The 17,504-nt window shown below is 59.3% G+C and carries 24 protein-coding genes; 12 read left to right on the top strand and 12 right to left on the bottom strand.

What is annotated here, in order from left to right; all coding sequences use genetic code 11:
* The 12 genes from AACW30_RS21860 to AACW30_RS21915 all read right to left on the bottom strand — a co-directional run.
* A partial coding sequence (locus AACW30_RS21860) for a phage tail protein (RefSeq protein WP_234452770.1) occupies positions 1 to 1,061 on the bottom strand: 1,061 nt, incomplete at its 3' end.
* Positions 1,058 to 1,663: a phage tail protein I gene (locus AACW30_RS21865; RefSeq protein ID WP_200625748.1), complete on the bottom strand. Its 606-nt coding sequence runs from the start codon at positions 1,661 to 1,663 to the stop codon at positions 1,058 to 1,060. The genes AACW30_RS21865 and AACW30_RS21860, both read right to left, overlap by 4 nt.
* A 1-nt stretch (position 1,664) precedes the next feature.
* Positions 1,665 to 2,546: a baseplate J/gp47 family protein gene (locus tag AACW30_RS21870; RefSeq protein WP_200625749.1), complete on the bottom strand. Its 882-nt coding sequence runs from the start codon at positions 2,544 to 2,546 to the stop codon at positions 1,665 to 1,667.
* Positions 2,543 to 2,869 carry a GPW/gp25 family protein gene (locus AACW30_RS21875; RefSeq protein WP_200625750.1) on the bottom strand — a complete coding sequence of 109 codons (327 nt, stop codon included), beginning with the start codon at positions 2,867 to 2,869 and terminating at the stop codon, positions 2,543 to 2,545. Before AACW30_RS21875 ends, AACW30_RS21870 begins: the two co-directional genes overlap by 4 nt.
* A gap of 6 nt (positions 2,870 to 2,875) precedes the next feature.
* The gene (locus AACW30_RS21880; protein ID WP_200625751.1) at positions 2,876 to 3,094 is read right to left on the bottom strand and encodes a hypothetical protein; all 219 of its coding nucleotides are present in this window, start codon (positions 3,092 to 3,094) and stop codon (positions 2,876 to 2,878) included.
* A gap of 54 nt (positions 3,095 to 3,148) precedes the next feature.
* On the bottom strand, positions 3,149 to 3,703 hold the full coding sequence (locus tag AACW30_RS21885) for a phage baseplate assembly protein V (protein ID WP_200625757.1): 555 nt from the start codon (positions 3,701 to 3,703) through the stop codon (positions 3,149 to 3,151).
* Positions 3,704 to 3,732: 29 nt separating this feature from the next.
* The gene (locus AACW30_RS21890) at positions 3,733 to 4,257 is read right to left on the bottom strand and encodes a hypothetical protein (RefSeq protein ID WP_234452771.1); all 525 of its coding nucleotides are present in this window, start codon (positions 4,255 to 4,257) and stop codon (positions 3,733 to 3,735) included.
* Complete coding sequence (locus tag AACW30_RS21895; protein WP_200625752.1) at positions 4,232 to 4,615, bottom strand: head-tail joining protein; 384 nt, start codon at positions 4,613 to 4,615, stop codon at positions 4,232 to 4,234. Before AACW30_RS21895 ends, AACW30_RS21890 begins: the two co-directional genes overlap by 26 nt.
* Entirely contained in the window at positions 4,615 to 4,929 is a 315-nt protein-coding gene (locus tag AACW30_RS21900; protein WP_200625753.1) for a hypothetical protein, read from the bottom strand. The genes AACW30_RS21895 and AACW30_RS21900 overlap by 1 nt, the downstream gene beginning before the upstream one ends.
* A 65-nt stretch (positions 4,930 to 4,994) precedes the next feature.
* Positions 4,995 to 7,046, bottom strand: coding sequence for a ClpP-like prohead protease/major capsid protein fusion protein (locus AACW30_RS21905; protein WP_200625754.1), 2,052 nt, complete (start codon positions 7,044 to 7,046; stop codon positions 4,995 to 4,997).
* Positions 6,985 to 8,520 (bottom strand): phage portal protein, encoded by a 1,536-nt coding sequence (locus tag AACW30_RS21910; RefSeq protein WP_200625755.1) that lies wholly within the window; start codon positions 8,518 to 8,520, stop codon positions 6,985 to 6,987. The genes AACW30_RS21905 and AACW30_RS21910 overlap by 62 nt, the downstream gene beginning before the upstream one ends.
* The gene (locus AACW30_RS21915; protein WP_200625756.1) at positions 8,517 to 8,723 is read right to left on the bottom strand and encodes a primosomal replication protein PriB/PriC domain protein; all 207 of its coding nucleotides are present in this window, start codon (positions 8,721 to 8,723) and stop codon (positions 8,517 to 8,519) included. The genes AACW30_RS21910 and AACW30_RS21915 overlap by 4 nt, the downstream gene beginning before the upstream one ends.
* Before the next feature lie 58 nt (positions 8,724 to 8,781).
* Between AACW30_RS21915 and AACW30_RS21920 the strand changes: the two genes are divergently transcribed.
* The 12 genes from AACW30_RS21920 to AACW30_RS21975 form a co-directional block, all read left to right on the top strand.
* The gene (locus AACW30_RS21920; RefSeq protein WP_200625756.1) at positions 8,782 to 8,988 is read left to right on the top strand and encodes a primosomal replication protein PriB/PriC domain protein; all 207 of its coding nucleotides are present in this window, start codon (positions 8,782 to 8,784) and stop codon (positions 8,986 to 8,988) included.
* Entirely contained in the window at positions 8,985 to 10,520 is a 1,536-nt protein-coding gene (locus tag AACW30_RS21925) for a phage portal protein (RefSeq protein WP_200625755.1), read from the top strand. The genes AACW30_RS21920 and AACW30_RS21925 overlap by 4 nt, the downstream gene beginning before the upstream one ends.
* On the top strand, positions 10,459 to 12,510 hold the full coding sequence (locus AACW30_RS21930; RefSeq protein WP_200625754.1) for a ClpP-like prohead protease/major capsid protein fusion protein: 2,052 nt from the start codon (positions 10,459 to 10,461) through the stop codon (positions 12,508 to 12,510). The genes AACW30_RS21925 and AACW30_RS21930 overlap by 62 nt, the downstream gene beginning before the upstream one ends.
* Before the next feature lie 65 nt (positions 12,511 to 12,575).
* Positions 12,576 to 12,890 carry a hypothetical protein gene (locus AACW30_RS21935; protein ID WP_200625753.1) on the top strand — a complete coding sequence of 105 codons (315 nt, stop codon included), beginning with the start codon at positions 12,576 to 12,578 and terminating at the stop codon, positions 12,888 to 12,890.
* Entirely contained in the window at positions 12,890 to 13,273 is a 384-nt protein-coding gene (locus tag AACW30_RS21940; RefSeq protein ID WP_200625752.1) for a head-tail joining protein, read from the top strand. The genes AACW30_RS21935 and AACW30_RS21940 overlap by 1 nt, the downstream gene beginning before the upstream one ends.
* Entirely contained in the window at positions 13,248 to 13,772 is a 525-nt protein-coding gene (locus AACW30_RS21945) for a hypothetical protein (RefSeq protein ID WP_234452771.1), read from the top strand. The genes AACW30_RS21940 and AACW30_RS21945 overlap by 26 nt, the downstream gene beginning before the upstream one ends.
* A 29-nt stretch (positions 13,773 to 13,801) precedes the next feature.
* The gene (locus tag AACW30_RS21950; protein ID WP_200625757.1) at positions 13,802 to 14,356 is read left to right on the top strand and encodes a phage baseplate assembly protein V; all 555 of its coding nucleotides are present in this window, start codon (positions 13,802 to 13,804) and stop codon (positions 14,354 to 14,356) included.
* Positions 14,357 to 14,410: 54 nt separating this feature from the next.
* Positions 14,411 to 14,629 carry a hypothetical protein gene (locus AACW30_RS21955; protein ID WP_200625751.1) on the top strand — a complete coding sequence of 73 codons (219 nt, stop codon included), beginning with the start codon at positions 14,411 to 14,413 and terminating at the stop codon, positions 14,627 to 14,629.
* Between the two features lie 6 nt (positions 14,630 to 14,635).
* Complete coding sequence (locus AACW30_RS21960) at positions 14,636 to 14,962, top strand: GPW/gp25 family protein (RefSeq protein ID WP_200625750.1); 327 nt, start codon at positions 14,636 to 14,638, stop codon at positions 14,960 to 14,962.
* Positions 14,959 to 15,840 (top strand): baseplate J/gp47 family protein, encoded by an 882-nt coding sequence (locus tag AACW30_RS21965; RefSeq protein WP_200625749.1) that lies wholly within the window; start codon positions 14,959 to 14,961, stop codon positions 15,838 to 15,840. The genes AACW30_RS21960 and AACW30_RS21965 overlap by 4 nt, the downstream gene beginning before the upstream one ends.
* A gap of 1 nt (position 15,841) precedes the next feature.
* Positions 15,842 to 16,447 carry a phage tail protein I gene (locus AACW30_RS21970; protein ID WP_200625748.1) on the top strand — a complete coding sequence of 202 codons (606 nt, stop codon included), beginning with the start codon at positions 15,842 to 15,844 and terminating at the stop codon, positions 16,445 to 16,447.
* Positions 16,444 to 17,504 (top strand): phage tail protein (locus AACW30_RS21975; protein ID WP_234452770.1); only part of this gene is annotated, 1,061 nt, incomplete at its 3' end. The genes AACW30_RS21970 and AACW30_RS21975, both read left to right, overlap by 4 nt.

The following is a 17,504-nucleotide window of genomic DNA, read 5'->3' as shown; positions in this document are numbered from 1 at the left end:
CCACTGCTGAATAATCCGGTGTCTGGATCAAAGACAAAGCCGCAGTTGTTCGGGTTGTTGTAGCCCGCCGCGCCAGTTTTCGCACGCAGTGCACCGGTCATCAGACCACCCGACAGCGGGAGCTTAGTAGCGATAGCGTTGGTGACAGAAGCTGCGAAATTAGCGTCGCCACCTAGCGCTTTGGCAAGCTCCTCCAATGTGTCAAGGGCTCCCGGAGCACCGTTTACCAGAGCATTGATCGCAGCCTGCACGGTCCCCACAACATACTCGGCGGTGGCCACTGCCTTGGTGTTGGTGCCAGGAGCGGGAGTGACAGCTGTAGCGCCAGGTAGCACAGCATTAGGAATCGTTGTTTTTACGACCCCAAATCGTGCCAGCTCAGTAGAGTCAGACATGACAACAATGTCACTGCCTGCTTGAGGGGATGAGCCCTCAGTGGCGAACAGGCCAGTGTCGCCATCTACGCCAAATGCAAAACCAAGGTTCGCAGCATCGCTTTTCGGTAAGCCCTTTTTAGACCGGACGCCCGCGCCGGCCACGAGCGGTCCGGTCAGGGTACCTCCTGCAAGCGGAAGTTTCTTTGCATCCCCTTGATCGACGTATTCCCGTGTAGCCAAAACTACCGAAGGGTCAATTTTCAACTCGATGTTGGCCGTGCTGGACACAACGAAGTTCATGCGGATGACTTGAGTACGTCCTGACCCCTGTGAAAGGAGAGGTTTGAAGGTTGGCGCGCAGTTTGCCACAGCGACCAGATCGCCAGCTTCGTCGTATAAGCCGATTTCACGAATCCACCGCCCACCTTCATCGGCCGGAATGATCTGCTCAGCGATGAGGACCGCGGCGTTAACCGGGTCAATGCGAAGTTGATTGAGTGGTCGGCGGCGCCACTCATTGATCAGCTTGGTTTGTTTTGCCGACGGGATAGGGTCCGTGTTGTTTGCGTCACCGACACCCATATGGGTGAGCTTCCAAGGGATGCCAAGTGCATTGGCGTTGGCCTGTTTTGCCGCCCCTACGTCTGTAAGGATGGCGAAAAACTGAGAGTTCACATCGATCATGAGTACACGTCCAGGGTATCAATAGTGTGTTCGCGCCCGGCTACACCGAAGGTGCCATTGACCTCGATGTCACGCATGACAGGTGGGTAAACGTCGATTTCATCGCCGTCGTACATGGAAACGCCCATGTGCATTTCGCCGCGTGTTTCGAGACTGATCGCCAAACCGGTTAGATGCCTACTTACCGGTTTGGCGTCATCAATTAGCCGCTCCAGTTCCTGGTACATGTCTTCGGTAATGCCGGCTTCCAACACCCCGACCTTGAGGGCAAAAGTGCCCGGCACGCCCATAGGGGTGGTTTCATACCAGTGCTGAACATCGATCAAGTATCCAAGCGGCTCAACGACTCGTCGCAAGGCACCTACAGTGCCCTTGTGGGCATGCACAAAGAACGATGAGCGAATTACCGAGCGCTTGACCGCTTCAGACCAGTTGTTGTCCCAGCGGTCTACGGACCACGCCCATGCCAGCAACGGCAGGTAAGCAACCGGGCACTTGTCCGGGTTGTAGAGCGTGCGCAACGGTATGTCGCCCACTCCGTCCGTGGCGGCCTCAATAGCACGCTCAAGAAGCGTGCTATTGAGCGGCAGAAGACTTTTCATGTCAGTCCCCCAGCGTCACGGTTACGCCCGTGCAGTAAGCCGCCTGGGCCTTGGTAGGCCGTATGTCTTGCCACCCTGGCAAATCCACGCGCCTGACACCGCTAAGATGCAACTGTGCGTCGATCCCCGAACGAGCAACTTCAACACCCAAACGGCGCCGGGGGTTGATCCAGGCTTTAAGGCGACGCTCAGCCTCAAATAGAAGGCGCTCATTTTCTGAACCCGTACCCTCCATATGCAAAATCGCGTCAATGCGATAATTGATTACCTGGGCACCCTGCACATGGATTCTGTCCGCCACCGGTAAGATGTTGTCTTGGCTAAGGTAGGCCTCTACCTGCTTCAGTAGCGCCTGATCAGCCGTACCATCACCGTTGAGGTGCTGCACAGTGACCACCACAACCGCAGGCGTGGGGCTTTCAGCCGTAGCATCTCCAACCAGCGCCGATGCGCTACGCGCGTGCAGGATGTAGCTGTTACGCGGACCGGCCGTGGTAAGCCCTTCGAAAGCCGCCTGTACGCGTTCGCGCAATGCGTCGTTGGACTCCATCACTTTCGGCGTCGGGGGGAACGTTGTCAGATCCTCAGCCTGAATTACCAAGCGCTGGACGCTAACGTTCGCGGCGAGTTGATCGAGGTCGCCGTCTTGGGCGTATGCCAACAACAACGCTTTAGCCGCATCGTTTACCCGGGCGCGCTCTTGTACGCGGCGATACGCGCCCAATTCCAGCAATTTGACTACCGGGTCGCTCTCTATCGGCGCGCTCCAGTTTTCGCCCATGAACGTGCGAAACGTTTCTAACTGCTCGGCGTAGATTTCCTCAAAGTCCAGGGGTTCCAGCACCTCAGGAACCGGCAGCGTCGACAAATCCACGGTACTCATACCGACACCTCAAGTAAGTGGCTTTCGCCCAGGTATTCGCCTTTCAGCTCCAGCGTTATCTGGCCGCCCACCACCGCCGTCACCCGCACACCCTCAAGCTTTAGTTGCGGCAACCAGCGGCCCAGGGCGCGCGCGGCTTCCGCCTGTACGGCGCTTTTCCAGCCGCCGGACACAGGCAAGTCGACGTAGCGCCGGAGCTTGCTGCCGTACTCGGGACGCTCGCGGCGACTGCCAAGGGGAGTGGTCAGACAGTCCTCAATGCACTGGCGCAAATACTCGATGCCGGAAATGATCTTGCCGGTTCGGCGATCCATTCCCATCATCGGGCGTTACTCCTTGATCAGCTCAAACTCGGGATGCTCAGCCAGATACTTCAGGGCCGGTTCATCGTCTGCCGTTACGGTAACGGTGAAGGCCTCCACCGGCAGCGCGCGACCGTCCTGCAGGATGATCATGCGAGTTCGATACACCTTGTCGCGGTACCGCACCTGGGCGCTGTTTTGCGGCGCACTCTGTTCTACGGTGTCACCTTTGAGTGGCTTGGCCATGTTTCCTCCGGGCATAAAAAACCCGCACTGGGCGGGTCGTTGTGAGTGGGTGTGTTAGTGCTTGTGGTGGTTGTCGCTATTGCCCGCGGCCAGAATGTCAGCGGCACCGGTGATGGTCTGCGTTACGTGTAACGGTCCGTCGATAGTGACCTGGCCGGTCAGACTGATTGCATCACCGGTCAAACTGATTTTTCCAGACTTAACGGTTACAGCGTTATCCGTAACGATGGCCGCCGTAGAACCGACTTTGATTGTTACCGTCCCGCTGGGCAAAGTGATGGTGTAGGACTTGGCTTGCCAGTCGTAGACCAGCGAGCCGCCGTCATCAAACCGCCACACCTCCACATGATCGCGGTTATCCGGCGGCGCCCCGGCGTTGCCGTAAAGCCCTGGAATGAACGTACCCTGGGCGGCCTCACCGCTGGGACTGAATAAAGCGCCCTGCTCTCCCAGACTGGGCGAGCGCCAGTGCCGCGCCTTGCCGGCCGCCAAGCTGTGCCAGCGCACCCAAGCGCTTGTCCAGTCCCCATCCGAAACCCGACATGCCGGCGGCGATGCCGCCAGGTCGACCGCGACCACATAACAAGGTTTGAGCATGGCCGCGATCATGCGGTCATGCTGGGCCGTAGCGTAGCTACTCACGGGATACTCTCCGGCGCGACGTACTGTTGTTCACTGCCCGGCCCAATATCGGGGCTGAAACCGAACACCAGGGAGCCAGGCGGCTCATCTGGCCAAGGCCAATCCGACTCACCGAGTTCAAAGGGTTGAATCCACTGCACCGACCACATGACAAACTGCTCAAGTTCCTGCGTCGGGGCTTCTGGCTGCGCGTGTACCCGCTCCGGCGGGCCGGTAACAAAATCCACATTCCACCACTGATCCTTTAGCACGGTCATCATTTGGCCAGCCAAGATAGCGGCCTGTAGCGATGCCTTGGGGCGGTCCGCTTCAACCAGAATGCAGGATTGAAAACGACCAATGACCGCCGTTTTGCCCTCTCCGCGATCCAGGCCCGGCGCCATATCAGTGATCCCGTACAGCAGCGCCGGCGTCATGACCTCGGCGCCCAACTCCGGGAACTCCTCAACATGCACCACCTTGGGCATGCACTCGCTAATAATGCGAGTGATCGCATCATGTAATGTCGTCAGTTCGCTCATTGGACACACTCAATACCAAGTCGACCATGCCGGAACCATCGGGCTTCAGACGGACAACCTTGTAGCGGCCGCCGCCCAGCAGTGCCGGCAGCTCAATGGTTAAATGATCGCCCTTTTTGACGCACTGGACGTCGATAACACGCGCGGTAAGCGTGGGCTCTAACACCACGTCGGCGTTGATTGCGCCACCCAACCGTGCCGCGCCAGTCTTGCCGCCGCCGATTTCTGCGCCGACAAAGGGCGACGCGAAAGCGCCGGAAACGGGTCGACCATCTGCAAGGGTCACAGGATCACCAAGGCGCTCCACCAGTAGCGCGTCCATGCGCTCAGCGGCGGCCCGAAAGCGAGCGCCTGACATTATTGAACGATCAGCACGTCGGCAAAGCCTGCGACCGAATCGCTCAACAGCTTGCCGTAAGGGGCCGAACCAGCAGCACCAGCAGCAACCAGGCCCCCTTCTTTGACGCTGGCCTTCATGCCAGCCTTCAAACCTGCATCTGCCGGCACATTCCAGCAACCGCCCGTGTGATACACGATAAGCGTGCCCTTGGGGCCGCTCTGAAGCGGCATAACCGCCAGATCGTTGATTACTTGCGGGACACCCGCGACAGAGCCGCCAGTAGGCGCTGGCAGCGTCACAGTGGCGCCGCTGCTTACATAATTGGTAGACATGGCAATTCTTCCTTTCCAGAAACAACAAACCCCGCACAGGGCGGGGCTTTCGGATAGTCAGCGAGTTACGCGCCGACAGACTTATTCAGGCCCCGCGCATCGAGCGCAGAAACGCCGGCATCAATGCGCACCTTGGTAGCGATACCGTCACTGGTAAAGCCTTCCATCTGGTCGATGTACGGCACGTCAACACCATCCAGATAAGCCACTTCGATGGTGTCGCTGTTTTGCTTACCTGCCAGGTACCACGCCGACGACGACGCGTCATCAAGACGCGGGTCAGAGATAACCTGCGCAAAGTCCTTCATAGGGTTAACCACGCCGGCGTTGACTTGCGCATTCGGCACCGAGGCCGAGCGGATCAACTGGTTGGCTTTGTCTTCCAGGGCTACAGGGCACAGCAGGAAGGCCGGGCGAATGTTCAACGTCCGGGTCTTGTCGCCATCCTTCGCCGCCTTGGTCTTTTGCAGCGCCATGGCCGTTTTAGCGGTACTCATCGCTTCGATAGACAGCGCCGAAGCGTTACCGGTAAACAAGTTCTTGCGCGACGCATCGAACAGCGGCTTGCCGTCTTTCATCTTGCCGTTGTTGGTCAGGGTGTCGTACACCAAATCACCGATGGTCGCGCGGGCAGCTTCACCCATCAGCCGCGGAATCGCGCTCAAGGCGTCGAGATCATCGTTGATGATGGCTTGGCGGTTGATGCTGAAGATTTCACCGTAGGTGGCCAGGCGGATCGTTTCACCGCTGTCACCGAGGGTGATGTACTTGTATTCCGCACCCGGGCGCACTTCCCGCAAGGTGGAGAACGAACCCAGGCCCACGCGGTTTGCGACCTTAAAGTCACTCAGTCGGCCCTTCTTGGTCCACAACTGGTAGGTTTCCTCGGCCTGCTCCCAGCCTTGCAGCAACGAACGGTGGGAGGCGTCCAGCAGGATGTTACCGAAGTCGCTGGAGTCGTGAGTAAACGCCAGGCCAACCATGTCCATTGGGCGCAGGCTCGCCACGCCGATACCGCGATCAGACAACGACGCACGGGCCAGCTCGCGCAAGGTCATGTGGTTGTAAGCGTTATCCGCCTCGTTTTCTTCCATGCCGAGGCGGCCATACAGCGAGGCCCGCACCCCGTCGCCCACGATATTGCCGTTGCTGACGTGGCCAGGGTGTCGCTGACTCGCGGTCGGGCTGGTTTTCTCACCGATGGCGGCCAACAGCTTGGCGTTCGCCACTTCCACAGTACAGGCGGTGTCGCCCAGGCAGGTATCGCGCAACGTTTCGTGGCCAGCAAACGATGCAAAGGCCGCGCTGATAGCGTTACGGCGCGAAGCCTCGACCGCAATGCCCTGGGCCAGAAGCTGGTCAGTGTTCAGCGAAGCGTTGGCCACCGGCGGCGCCGGCTCGACAACAGGCACCGCCGGCGGAGTCGTCACAGAGTTACGCGGGTTCATCAAGGTTTTCATATGCGGGGGCATGCTGGTGTACTCCTCCAGGCGTTTCGAATTAAGTTGAGCGGCCGCCTTGATAGGCTCTAAAACTTGGTCTGCGAAGCCGGCCGCCACCGCCTCGTTTCCGTCCATCCACGTAGTCACCTTGAGCAACGCCGCGATTTCATCGACCGACTTGCCCGACTTACGCGCATACGCCTGAATTAACGTGCCCTCGACCTTATCGAGTAAATCGGCGTACTCGCGCATGTCATCGGCGTCACCAACCTGCCCGCCCCAAGGCTTGTGGATCATCATCATGGAATTGGCCGGCATGTAGATCACATCGCCCGCCATCGCCACTACGCTGGCCATGGATGCGGCCATGCCGTCGATGTACACCTCTACACGAGCCGAGTGCCCCCGCAGAATGTTGTACATGGCCGTGCCGTCCATCACGTCACCACCACCGGAATGAATGCGGAGATTGATTTGTGACACGTCACCGAGCGCGGCCAATTCGCGCGCGAACTGGCGCGCCGAAATACCCCACGCTCCGATATCGTCGTAAAGCATGACCTCGGCTACCCCACGGGAAGCGGCGCGAATCGAATACCAGCTTTCCTCGGGCTTATTGGTCGGGCTTATCGACGCCCGTGGCCGCATCAGCGGCCCGTTGTTTTTCGTCATCATTGGGCTGATTCTTCCCGTAGATTTGGTGGTAGTAATCGGAGCTGAATACCAGCCCGTCCTTACGGTTCGCGGCGACTTCAGCCGTGCGCGACGCCTTAAGCTCTGAAGGGTTGCGCTGCCGGGAACGGACCACTTCGGCCTCATCAGCAAAGCCGGCCTCAACCAGCAGTTTCCAGGCCGTTGCCTCATGCACCGGGTTAATCCAGGGCATGACCGGCCCCTGATAAAACGCGCCGTAAACCGTTCGAGGATCTACGCCGGTAGGCACGACTAATTGGCCGCTCATGATCGCCATGCGCAGCCAGTCGCGATAAACCGGGCGACACCAGTAGTCGATGAACTCGTGTTGCAGCAGGTCGTAACCCAACTGCCCTTCCACCAGCTCCTGGCGTTGCGCCGAATAGGTGCCGTCATAGCTACGCGCAACACTGGAGTAGGTGCTACGGGAACCGGCCGCCACAGCCTTCAACTGGACATTACGGAAGCCCTCTAGAAACGGGTTAGGCCGGTTGCTTTCAATCATCCCAACATCTTCACCAGGCAACAGCGTGTCGATCACGATGCCCGGGGCGATTGGAAACGTGCGCTCGGCGCGAACTTCGCCGTTCGCCGGCGGCACAAAGTCCTCCGGCATGCCCTTCTTGATGTACATGGCCAACGCAGCGCTGATACGCGCGGCCACACGCTCGCTTTCCTCGTAGTCCTTGATATCCGCCAGGCGGATTAGCACGGCATGCAGCAGCGGCTGGCCACGGTTTTGGCCAATGCGCTTGCGGTGCGCGATATGAATCATCTGCTCCACCGGCACGCGCTTGGTGTTCTGCGAGAAGTTGCCAGTCAAGTCGCCCGGGTGATTTTTCAGCAAGTGATACGCGCGCACCCGGCGCCATGCATTGCGCTCGATGCCCTGGACAATGCCTGTCGAATAGTCTGTGTATTCGACGGGCAAATAGTCCGGCTCCAGCAGCTCCAGGGCGAAGGGTACGCCGTGCAAATGCTCATAACCGGGCACCTTGCCCATCAGCTTTTGCGCCAACGCTTCGCCGTCACGTAGCCAGGTGCGGCACACCAGGCGCTCCATCTGCGGGCGTGTCAGCTCGCCGGACGCTTCAGGCTTCAGTGACCATTCGCCCCACAGCGCCTTGATCGCGGCCGCAAACTCCACATGCACGCTGCCGTCATAACCGAGCGGGATAGGCTCAACAGCGATGCCGGGGCCACCAACGACGCGTTCTTCAAGCCGGTCGAACAGGCCGGTCACAATGTCGTGGTCTTCGTCCAACTTCCGGCACTGCTCGCGCAATGACTTCAGCGTGCGTTGCAACGAAGCGTCAGCACTGCGTGGCTGTTTTTTTGCTTTGTGCGTGCGGGTAACAGTGGCGGCCTCAAAGGCCATAATCACGTTCCGAGCCCGCAGGCGCTCAGCCACCATTCCGGGGAACAGCGGCGCCAGGGCTTTATCCAGCAGGTTCAATCAAACGCCGCCAGGGAATAGCCCGGACGCCCTCCGCGCTGCACTAGGGCCAATCGGCGCTCCCATTCCTGGCGGCCCTTGATGATCGCCGGCAGATCCGACATGACGACACGTCGGCCGTTGAAAGTAACGTCCTTGCCGGCCAACACGTCCGCTTCGGCTTGCAGGTATTTATCCAGCATGTCCTGGGGATTCAAAGCCATGCGCTCGCTCCTGTTTCAATCCAGCCGCCGGCGGCTGGATTGAAACAGGAGCGAGCGCATGGCTTTGAATCCCCAGGACATGCTGGATAAATACCTGCAAGCCGAAGCGGACGTGTTGGCCGGCAAGGACGTTACTTTCAACGGCCGACGTGTCGTCATGTCGGATCTGCCGGCGATCATCAAGGGCCGCCAGGAATGGGAGCGCCGATTGGCCCTAGTGCAGCGCGGAGGGCGTCCGGGCTATTCCCTGGCGGCGTTTGATTGAACCTGCTGGATAAAGCCCTGGCGCCGCTGTTCCCCGGAATGGTGGCTGAGCGCCTGCGGGCTCGGAACGTGATTATGGCCTTTGAGGCCGCCACTGTTACCCGCACGCACAAAGCAAAAAAACAGCCACGCAGTGCTGACGCTTCGTTGCAACGCACGCTGAAGTCATTGCGCGAGCAGTGCCGGAAGTTGGACGAAGACCACGACATTGTGACCGGCCTGTTCGACCGGCTTGAAGAACGCGTCGTTGGTGGCCCCGGCATCGCTGTTGAGCCTATCCCGCTCGGTTATGACGGCAGCGTGCATGTGGAGTTTGCGGCCGCGATCAAGGCGCTGTGGGGCGAATGGTCACTGAAGCCTGAAGCGTCCGGCGAGCTGACACGCCCGCAGATGGAGCGCCTGGTGTGCCGCACCTGGCTACGTGACGGCGAAGCGTTGGCGCAAAAGCTGATGGGCAAGGTGCCCGGTTATGAGCATTTGCACGGCGTACCCTTCGCCCTGGAGCTGCTGGAGCCGGACTATTTGCCCGTCGAATACACAGACTATTCGACAGGCATTGTCCAGGGCATCGAGCGCAATGCATGGCGCCGGGTGCGCGCGTATCACTTGCTGAAAAATCACCCGGGCGACTTGACTGGCAACTTCTCGCAGAACACCAAGCGCGTGCCGGTGGAGCAGATGATTCATATCGCGCACCGCAAGCGCATTGGCCAAAACCGTGGCCAGCCGCTGCTGCATGCCGTGCTAATCCGCCTGGCGGATATCAAGGACTACGAGGAAAGCGAGCGTGTGGCCGCGCGTATCAGCGCTGCGTTGGCCATGTACATCAAGAAGGGCATGCCGGAGGACTTTGTGCCGCCGGCGAACGGCGAAGTTCGCGCCGAGCGCACGTTTCCAATCGCCCCGGGCATCGTGATCGACACGCTGTTGCCTGGTGAAGATGTTGGGATGATTGAAAGCAACCGGCCTAACCCGTTTCTAGAGGGCTTCCGTAATGTCCAGTTGAAGGCTGTGGCGGCCGGTTCCCGTAGCACCTACTCCAGTGTTGCGCGTAGCTATGACGGCACCTATTCGGCGCAACGCCAGGAGCTGGTGGAAGGGCAGTTGGGTTACGACCTGCTGCAACACGAGTTCATCGACTACTGGTGTCGCCCGGTTTATCGCGACTGGCTGCGCATGGCGATCATGAGCGGCCAATTAGTCGTGCCTACCGGCGTAGATCCTCGAACGGTTTACGGCGCGTTTTATCAGGGGCCGGTCATGCCCTGGATTAACCCGGTGCATGAGGCAACGGCCTGGAAACTGCTGGTTGAGGCCGGCTTTGCTGATGAGGCCGAAGTGGTCCGTTCCCGGCAGCGCAACCCTTCAGAGCTTAAGGCGTCGCGCACGGCTGAAGTCGCCGCGAACCGTAAGGACGGGCTGGTATTCAGCTCCGATTACTACCACCAAATCTACGGGAAGAATCAGCCCAATGATGACGAAAAACAACGGGCCGCTGATGCGGCCACGGGCGTCGATAAGCCCGACCAATAAGCCCGAGGAAAGCTGGTATTCGATTCGCGCCGCTTCCCGTGGGGTAGCCGAGGTCATGCTTTACGACGATATCGGAGCGTGGGGTATTTCGGCGCGCCAGTTCGCGCGCGAATTGGCCGCGCTCGGTGACGTGTCACAAATCAATCTCCGCATTCATTCCGGTGGTGGTGACGTGATGGACGGCACGGCCATGTACAACATTCTGCGGGGGCACTCGGCTCGTGTAGAGGTGTACATCGACGGCATGGCCGCATCCATGGCCAGCGTAGTGGCGATGGCGGGCGATGTGATCTACATGCCGGCCAATTCCATGATGATGATCCACAAGCCTTGGGGCGGGCAGGTTGGTGACGCCGATGACATGCGCGAGTACGCCGATTTACTCGATAAGGTCGAGGGCACGTTAATTCAGGCGTATGCGCGTAAGTCGGGCAAGTCGGTCGATGAAATCGCGGCGTTGCTCAAGGTGACTACGTGGATGGACGGAAACGAGGCGGTGGCGGCCGGCTTCGCAGACCAAGTTTTAGAGCCTATCAAGGCGGCCGCTCAACTTAATTCGAAACGCCTGGAGGAGTACACCAGCATGCCCCCGCATATGAAAACCTTGATGAACCCGCGTAACTCTGTGACGACTCCGCCGGCGGTGCCTGTTGTCGAGCCGGCGCCGCCGGTGGCCAACGCTTCGCTGAACACTGACCAGCTTCTGGCCCAGGGCATTGCGGTCGAGGCTTCGCGCCGTAACGCTATCAGCGCGGCCTTTGCATCGTTTGCTGGCCACGAAACGTTGCGCGATACCTGCCTGGGCGACACCGCCTGTACTGTGGAAGTGGCGAACGCCAAGCTGTTGGCCGCCATCGGTGAGAAAACCAGCCCGACCGCGAGTCAGCGACACCCTGGCCACGTCAGCAACGGCAATATCGTGGGCGACGGGGTGCGGGCCTCGCTGTATGGCCGCCTCGGCATGGAAGAAAACGAGGCGGATAACGCTTACAACCACATGACCTTGCGCGAGCTGGCCCGTGCGTCGTTGTCTGATCGCGGTATCGGCGTGGCGAGCCTGCGCCCAATGGACATGGTTGGCCTGGCGTTTACTCACGACTCCAGCGACTTCGGTAACATCCTGCTGGACGCCTCCCACCGTTCGTTGCTGCAAGGCTGGGAGCAGGCCGAGGAAACCTACCAGTTGTGGACCAAGAAGGGCCGACTGAGTGACTTTAAGGTCGCAAACCGCGTGGGCCTGGGTTCGTTCTCCACCTTGCGGGAAGTGCGCCCGGGTGCGGAATACAAGTACATCACCCTCGGTGACAGCGGTGAAACGATCCGCCTGGCCACCTACGGTGAAATCTTCAGCATCAACCGCCAAGCCATCATCAACGATGATCTCGACGCCTTGAGCGCGATTCCGCGGCTGATGGGTGAAGCTGCCCGCGCGACCATCGGTGATTTGGTGTACGACACCCTGACCAACAACGGCAAGATGAAAGACGGCAAGCCGCTGTTCGATGCGTCGCGCAAGAACTTGTTTACCGGTAACGCTTCGGCGCTGTCTATCGAAGCGATGAGTACCGCTAAAACGGCCATGGCGCTGCAAAAGACCAAGGCGGCGAAGGATGGCGACAAGACCCGGACGTTGAACATTCGCCCGGCCTTCCTGCTGTGCCCTGTAGCCCTGGAAGACAAAGCCAACCAGTTGATCCGCTCGGCCTCGGTGCCGAATGCGCAAGTCAACGCCGGCGTGGTTAACCCTATGAAGGACTTTGCGCAGGTTATCTCTGACCCGCGTCTTGATGACGCGTCGTCGTCGGCGTGGTACCTGGCAGGTAAGCAAAACAGCGACACCATCGAAGTGGCTTATCTGGATGGTGTTGACGTGCCGTACATCGACCAGATGGAAGGCTTTACCAGTGACGGTATCGCTACCAAGGTGCGCATTGATGCCGGCGTTTCTGCGCTCGATGCGCGGGGCCTGAATAAGTCTGTCGGCGCGTAACTCGCTGACTATCCGAAAGCCCCGCCCTGTGCGGGGTTTGTTGTTTCTGGAAAGGAAGAATTGCCATGTCTACCAATTATGTAAGCAGCGGCGCCACTGTGACGCTGCCAGCGCCTACTGGCGGCTCTGTCGCGGGTGTCCCGCAAGTAATCAACGATCTGGCGGTTATGCCGCTTCAGAGCGGCCCCAAGGGCACGCTTATCGTGTATCACACGGGCGGTTGCTGGAATGTGCCGGCAGATGCAGGTTTGAAGGCTGGCATGAAGGCCAGCGTCAAAGAAGGGGGCCTGGTTGCTGCTGGTGCTGCTGGTTCGGCCCCTTACGGCAAGCTGTTGAGCGATTCGGTCGCAGGCTTTGCCGACGTGCTGATCGTTCAATAATGTCAGGCGCTCGCTTTCGGGCCGCCGCTGAGCGCATGGACGCGCTACTGGTGGAGCGCCTTGGTGATCCTGTGACCCTTGCAGATGGTCGACCCGTTTCCGGCGCTTTCGCGTCGCCCTTTGTCGGCGCAGAAATCGGCGGCGGCAAGACTGGCGCGGCACGGTTGGGTGGCGCAATCAACGCCGACGTGGTGTTAGAGCCCACGCTTACCGCGCGTGTTATCGACGTCCAGTGCGTCAAAAAGGGCGATCATTTAACCATTGAGCTGCCGGCACTGCTGGGCGGCGGCCGCTACAAGGTTGTCCGTCTGAAGCCCGATGGTTCCGGCATGGTCGACTTGGTATTGAGTGTGTCCAATGAGCGAACTGACGACATTACATGATGCGATCACTCGCATTATTAGCGAGTGCATGCCCAAGGTGGTGCATGTTGAGGAGTTCCCGGAGTTGGGCGCCGAGGTCATGACGCCGGCGCTGCTGTACGGGATCACTGATATGGCGCCGGGCCTGGATCGCGGAGAGGGCAAAACGGCGGTCATTGGTCGTTTTCAATCCTGCATTCTGGTTGAAGCGGACCGCCCCAAGGCATCGCTACAGGCCGCTATCTTGGCTGGCCAAATGATGACCGTGCTAAAGGATCAGTGGTGGAATGTGGATTTTGTTACCGGCCCGCCGGAGCGGGTACACGCGCAGCCAGAAGCCCCGACGCAGGAACTTGAGCAGTTTGTCATGTGGTCGGTGCAGTGGATTCAACCCTTTGAACTCGGTGAGTCGGATTGGCCTTGGCCAGATGAGCCGCCTGGCTCCCTGGTGTTCGGTTTCAGCCCCGATATTGGGCCGGGCAGTGAACAACAGTACGTCGCGCCGGAGAGTATCCCGTGAGTAGCTACGCTACGGCCCAGCATGACCGCATGATCGCGGCCATGCTCAAACCTTGTTATGTGGTCGCGGTCGACCTGGCGGCATCGCCGCCGGCATGTCGGGTTTCGGATGGGGACTGGACAAGCGCTTGGGTGCGCTGGCACAGCTTGGCGGCCGGCAAGGCGCGGCACTGGCGCTCGCCCAGTCTGGGAGAGCAGGGCGCTTTATTCAGTCCCAGCGGTGAGGCCGCCCAGGGTACGTTCATTCCAGGGCTTTACGGCAACGCCGGGGCGCCGCCGGATAACCGCGATCATGTGGAGGTGTGGCGGTTTGATGACGGCGGCTCGCTGGTCTACGACTGGCAAGCCAAGTCCTACACCATCACTTTGCCCAGCGGGACGGTAACAATCAAAGTCGGTTCTACGGCGGCCATCGTTACGGATAACGCTGTAACCGTTAAGTCTGGAAAAATCAGTTTGACCGGTGATGCAATCAGTCTGACCGGCCAGGTCACTATCGACGGACCGTTACACGTAACGCAGACCATCACCGGTGCCGCTGACATTCTGGCCGCGGGCAATAGCGACAACCACCACAAGCACTAACACACCCACTCACAACGACCCGCCCAGTGCGGGTTTTTTATGCCCGGAGGAAACATGGCCAAGCCACTCAAAGGTGACACCGTAGAACAGAGTGCGCCGCAAAACAGCGCCCAGGTGCGGTACCGCGACAAGGTGTATCGAACTCGCATGATCATCCTGCAGGACGGTCGCGCGCTGCCGGTGGAGGCCTTCACCGTTACCGTAACGGCAGACGATGAACCGGCCCTGAAGTATCTGGCTGAGCATCCCGAGTTTGAGCTGATCAAGGAGTAACGCCCGATGATGGGAATGGATCGCCGAACCGGCAAGATCATTTCCGGCATCGAGTATTTGCGCCAGTGCATTGAGGACTGTCTGACCACTCCCCTTGGCAGTCGCCGCGAGCGTCCCGAGTACGGCAGCAAGCTCCGGCGCTACGTCGACTTGCCTGTGTCCGGCGGCTGGAAAAGCGCCGTACAGGCGGAAGCCGCGCGCGCCCTGGGCCGCTGGTTGCCGCAACTAAAGCTTGAGGGTGTGCGGGTGACGGCGGTGGTGGGCGGCCAGATAACGCTGGAGCTGAAAGGCGAATACCTGGGCGAAAGCCACTTACTTGAGGTGTCGGTATGAGTACCGTGGATTTGTCGACGCTGCCGGTTCCTGAGGTGCTGGAACCCCTGGACTTTGAGGAAATCTACGCCGAGCAGTTAGAAACGTTTCGCACGTTCATGGGCGAAAACTGGAGCGCGCCGATAGAGAGCGACCCGGTAGTCAAATTGCTGGAATTGGGCGCGTATCGCCGCGTACAAGAGCGCGCCCGGGTAAACGATGCGGCTAAAGCGTTGTTGTTGGCATACGCCCAAGACGGCGACCTCGATCAACTCGCCGCGAACGTTAGCGTCCAGCGCTTGGTAATTCAGGCTGAGGATCTGACAACGTTCCCCCCGACGCCGAAAGTGATGGAGTCCAACGACGCATTGCGCGAACGCGTACAGGCGGCTTTCGAAGGGCTTACCACGGCCGGTCCGCGTAACAGCTACATCCTGCACGCGCGTAGCGCATCGGCGCTGGTTGGAGATGCTACGGCTGAAAGCCCCACGCCTGCGGTTGTGGTGGTCACTGTGCAGCACCTCAACGGTGATGGTACGGCTGATCAGGCGCTACTGAAGCAGGTAGAGGCCTACCTTAGCCAAGACAACATCTTACCGGTGGCGGACAGAATCCATGTGCAGGGTGCCCAGGTAATCAATTATCGCATTGACGCGATTTTGCATATGGAGGGTACGGGTTCAGAAAATGAGCGCCTTCTATTTGAGGCTGAGCGTCGCCTTAAAGCCTGGATCAACCCCCGGCGCCGTTTGGGTGTTGAAGTTGCTCGTTCGGGGATCGACGCACAGTTGCATCTTAGCGGTGTCAGGCGCGTGGATTTGCCAGGGTGGCAAGACATACGGCCTACCAAGGCCCAGGCGGCTTACTGCACGGGCGTAACCGTGACGCTGGGGGACTGACATGAAAAGTCTTCTGCCGCTCAATAGCACGCTTCTTGAGCGTGCTATTGAGGCCGCCACGGACGGAGTGGGCGACATACCGTTGCGCACGCTCTACAACCCGGACAAGTGCCCGGTTGCTTACCTGCCGTTGCTGGCATGGGCGTGGTCCGTAGACCGCTGGGACAACAACTGGTCTGAAGCGGTCAAGCGCTCGGTAATTCGCTCATCGTTCTTTGTGCATGCCCACAAGGGCACTGTAGGTGCCTTGCGACGAGTCGTTGAGCCGCTTGGATACTTGATCGATGTTCAGCACTGGTATGAAACCACCCCTATGGGCGTGCCGGGCACTTTTGCCCTCAAGGTCGGGGTGTTGGAAGCCGGCATTACCGAAGACATGTACCAGGAACTGGAGCGGCTAATTGATGACGCCAAACCGGTAAGTAGGCATCTAACCGGTTTGGCGATCAGTCTCGAAACACGCGGCGAAATGCACATGGGCGTTTCCATGTACGACGGCGATGAAATCGACGTTTACCCACCTGTCATGCGTGACATCGAGGTCAATGGCACCTTCGGTGTAGCCGGGCGCGAACACACTATTGATACCCTGGACGTGTACTCATGATCGATGTGAACTCTCAGTTTTTCGCCATCCTTACAGACGTAGGGGCGGCAAAACAGGCCAACGCCAATGCACTTGGCATCCCTTGGAAGCTCACCCATATGGGTGTCGGTGACGCAAACAACACGGACCCTATCCCGTCGGCAAAACAAACCAAGCTGATCAATGAGTGGCGCCGCCGACCACTCAATCAACTTCGCATTGACCCGGTTAACGCCGCGGTCCTCATCGCTGAGCAGATCATTCCGGCCGATGAAGGTGGGCGGTGGATTCGTGAAATCGGCTTATACGACGAAGCTGGCGATCTGGTCGCTGTGGCAAACTGCGCGCCAACCTTCAAACCTCTCCTTTCACAGGGGTCAGGACGTACTCAAGTCATCCGCATGAACTTCGTTGTGTCCAGCACGGCCAACATCGAGTTGAAAATTGACCCTTCGGTAGTTTTGGCTACACGGGAATACGTCGATCAAGGGGATGCAAAGAAACTTCCGCTTGCAGGAGGTACCCTGACCGGACCGCTCGTGGCCGGCGCGGGCGTCCGGTCTAAAAAGGGCTTACCGAAAAGCGATGCTGCGAACCTTGGTTTTGCATTTGGCGTAGATGGCGACACTGGCCTGTTCGCCACTGAGGGCTCATCCCCTCAAGCAGGCAGTGACATTGTTGTCATGTCTGACTCTACTGAGCTGGCACGATTTGGGGTCGTAAAAACAACGATTCCTAATGCTGTGCTACCTGGCGCTACAGCTGTCACTCCCGCTCCTGGCACCAACACCAAGGCAGTGGCCACCGCCGAGTATGTTGTGGGGACCGTGCAGGCTGCGATCAATGCTCTGGTAAACGGTGCTCCGGGAGCCCTTGACACATTGGAGGAGCTTGCCAAAGCGCTAGGTGGCGACGCTAATTTCGCAGCTTCTGTCACCAACGCTATCGCTACTAAGCTCCCGCTGTCGGGTGGTCTGATGACCGGTGCACTGCGTGCGAAAACTGGCGCGGCGGGCTACAACAACCCGAACAACTGCGGCTTTGTCTTTGATCCAGACACCGGATTATTCAGCAGTGG

The organism is Pseudomonas sp. MF6747, assembly GCF_963890955.1.
In the GTDB taxonomy this organism is placed as follows: domain Bacteria; phylum Pseudomonadota; class Gammaproteobacteria; order Pseudomonadales; family Pseudomonadaceae; genus Aquipseudomonas.
Note: the sequence above shows the minus strand (reverse complement) of the source record. Positions and strands in the feature narration are given on the sequence as shown.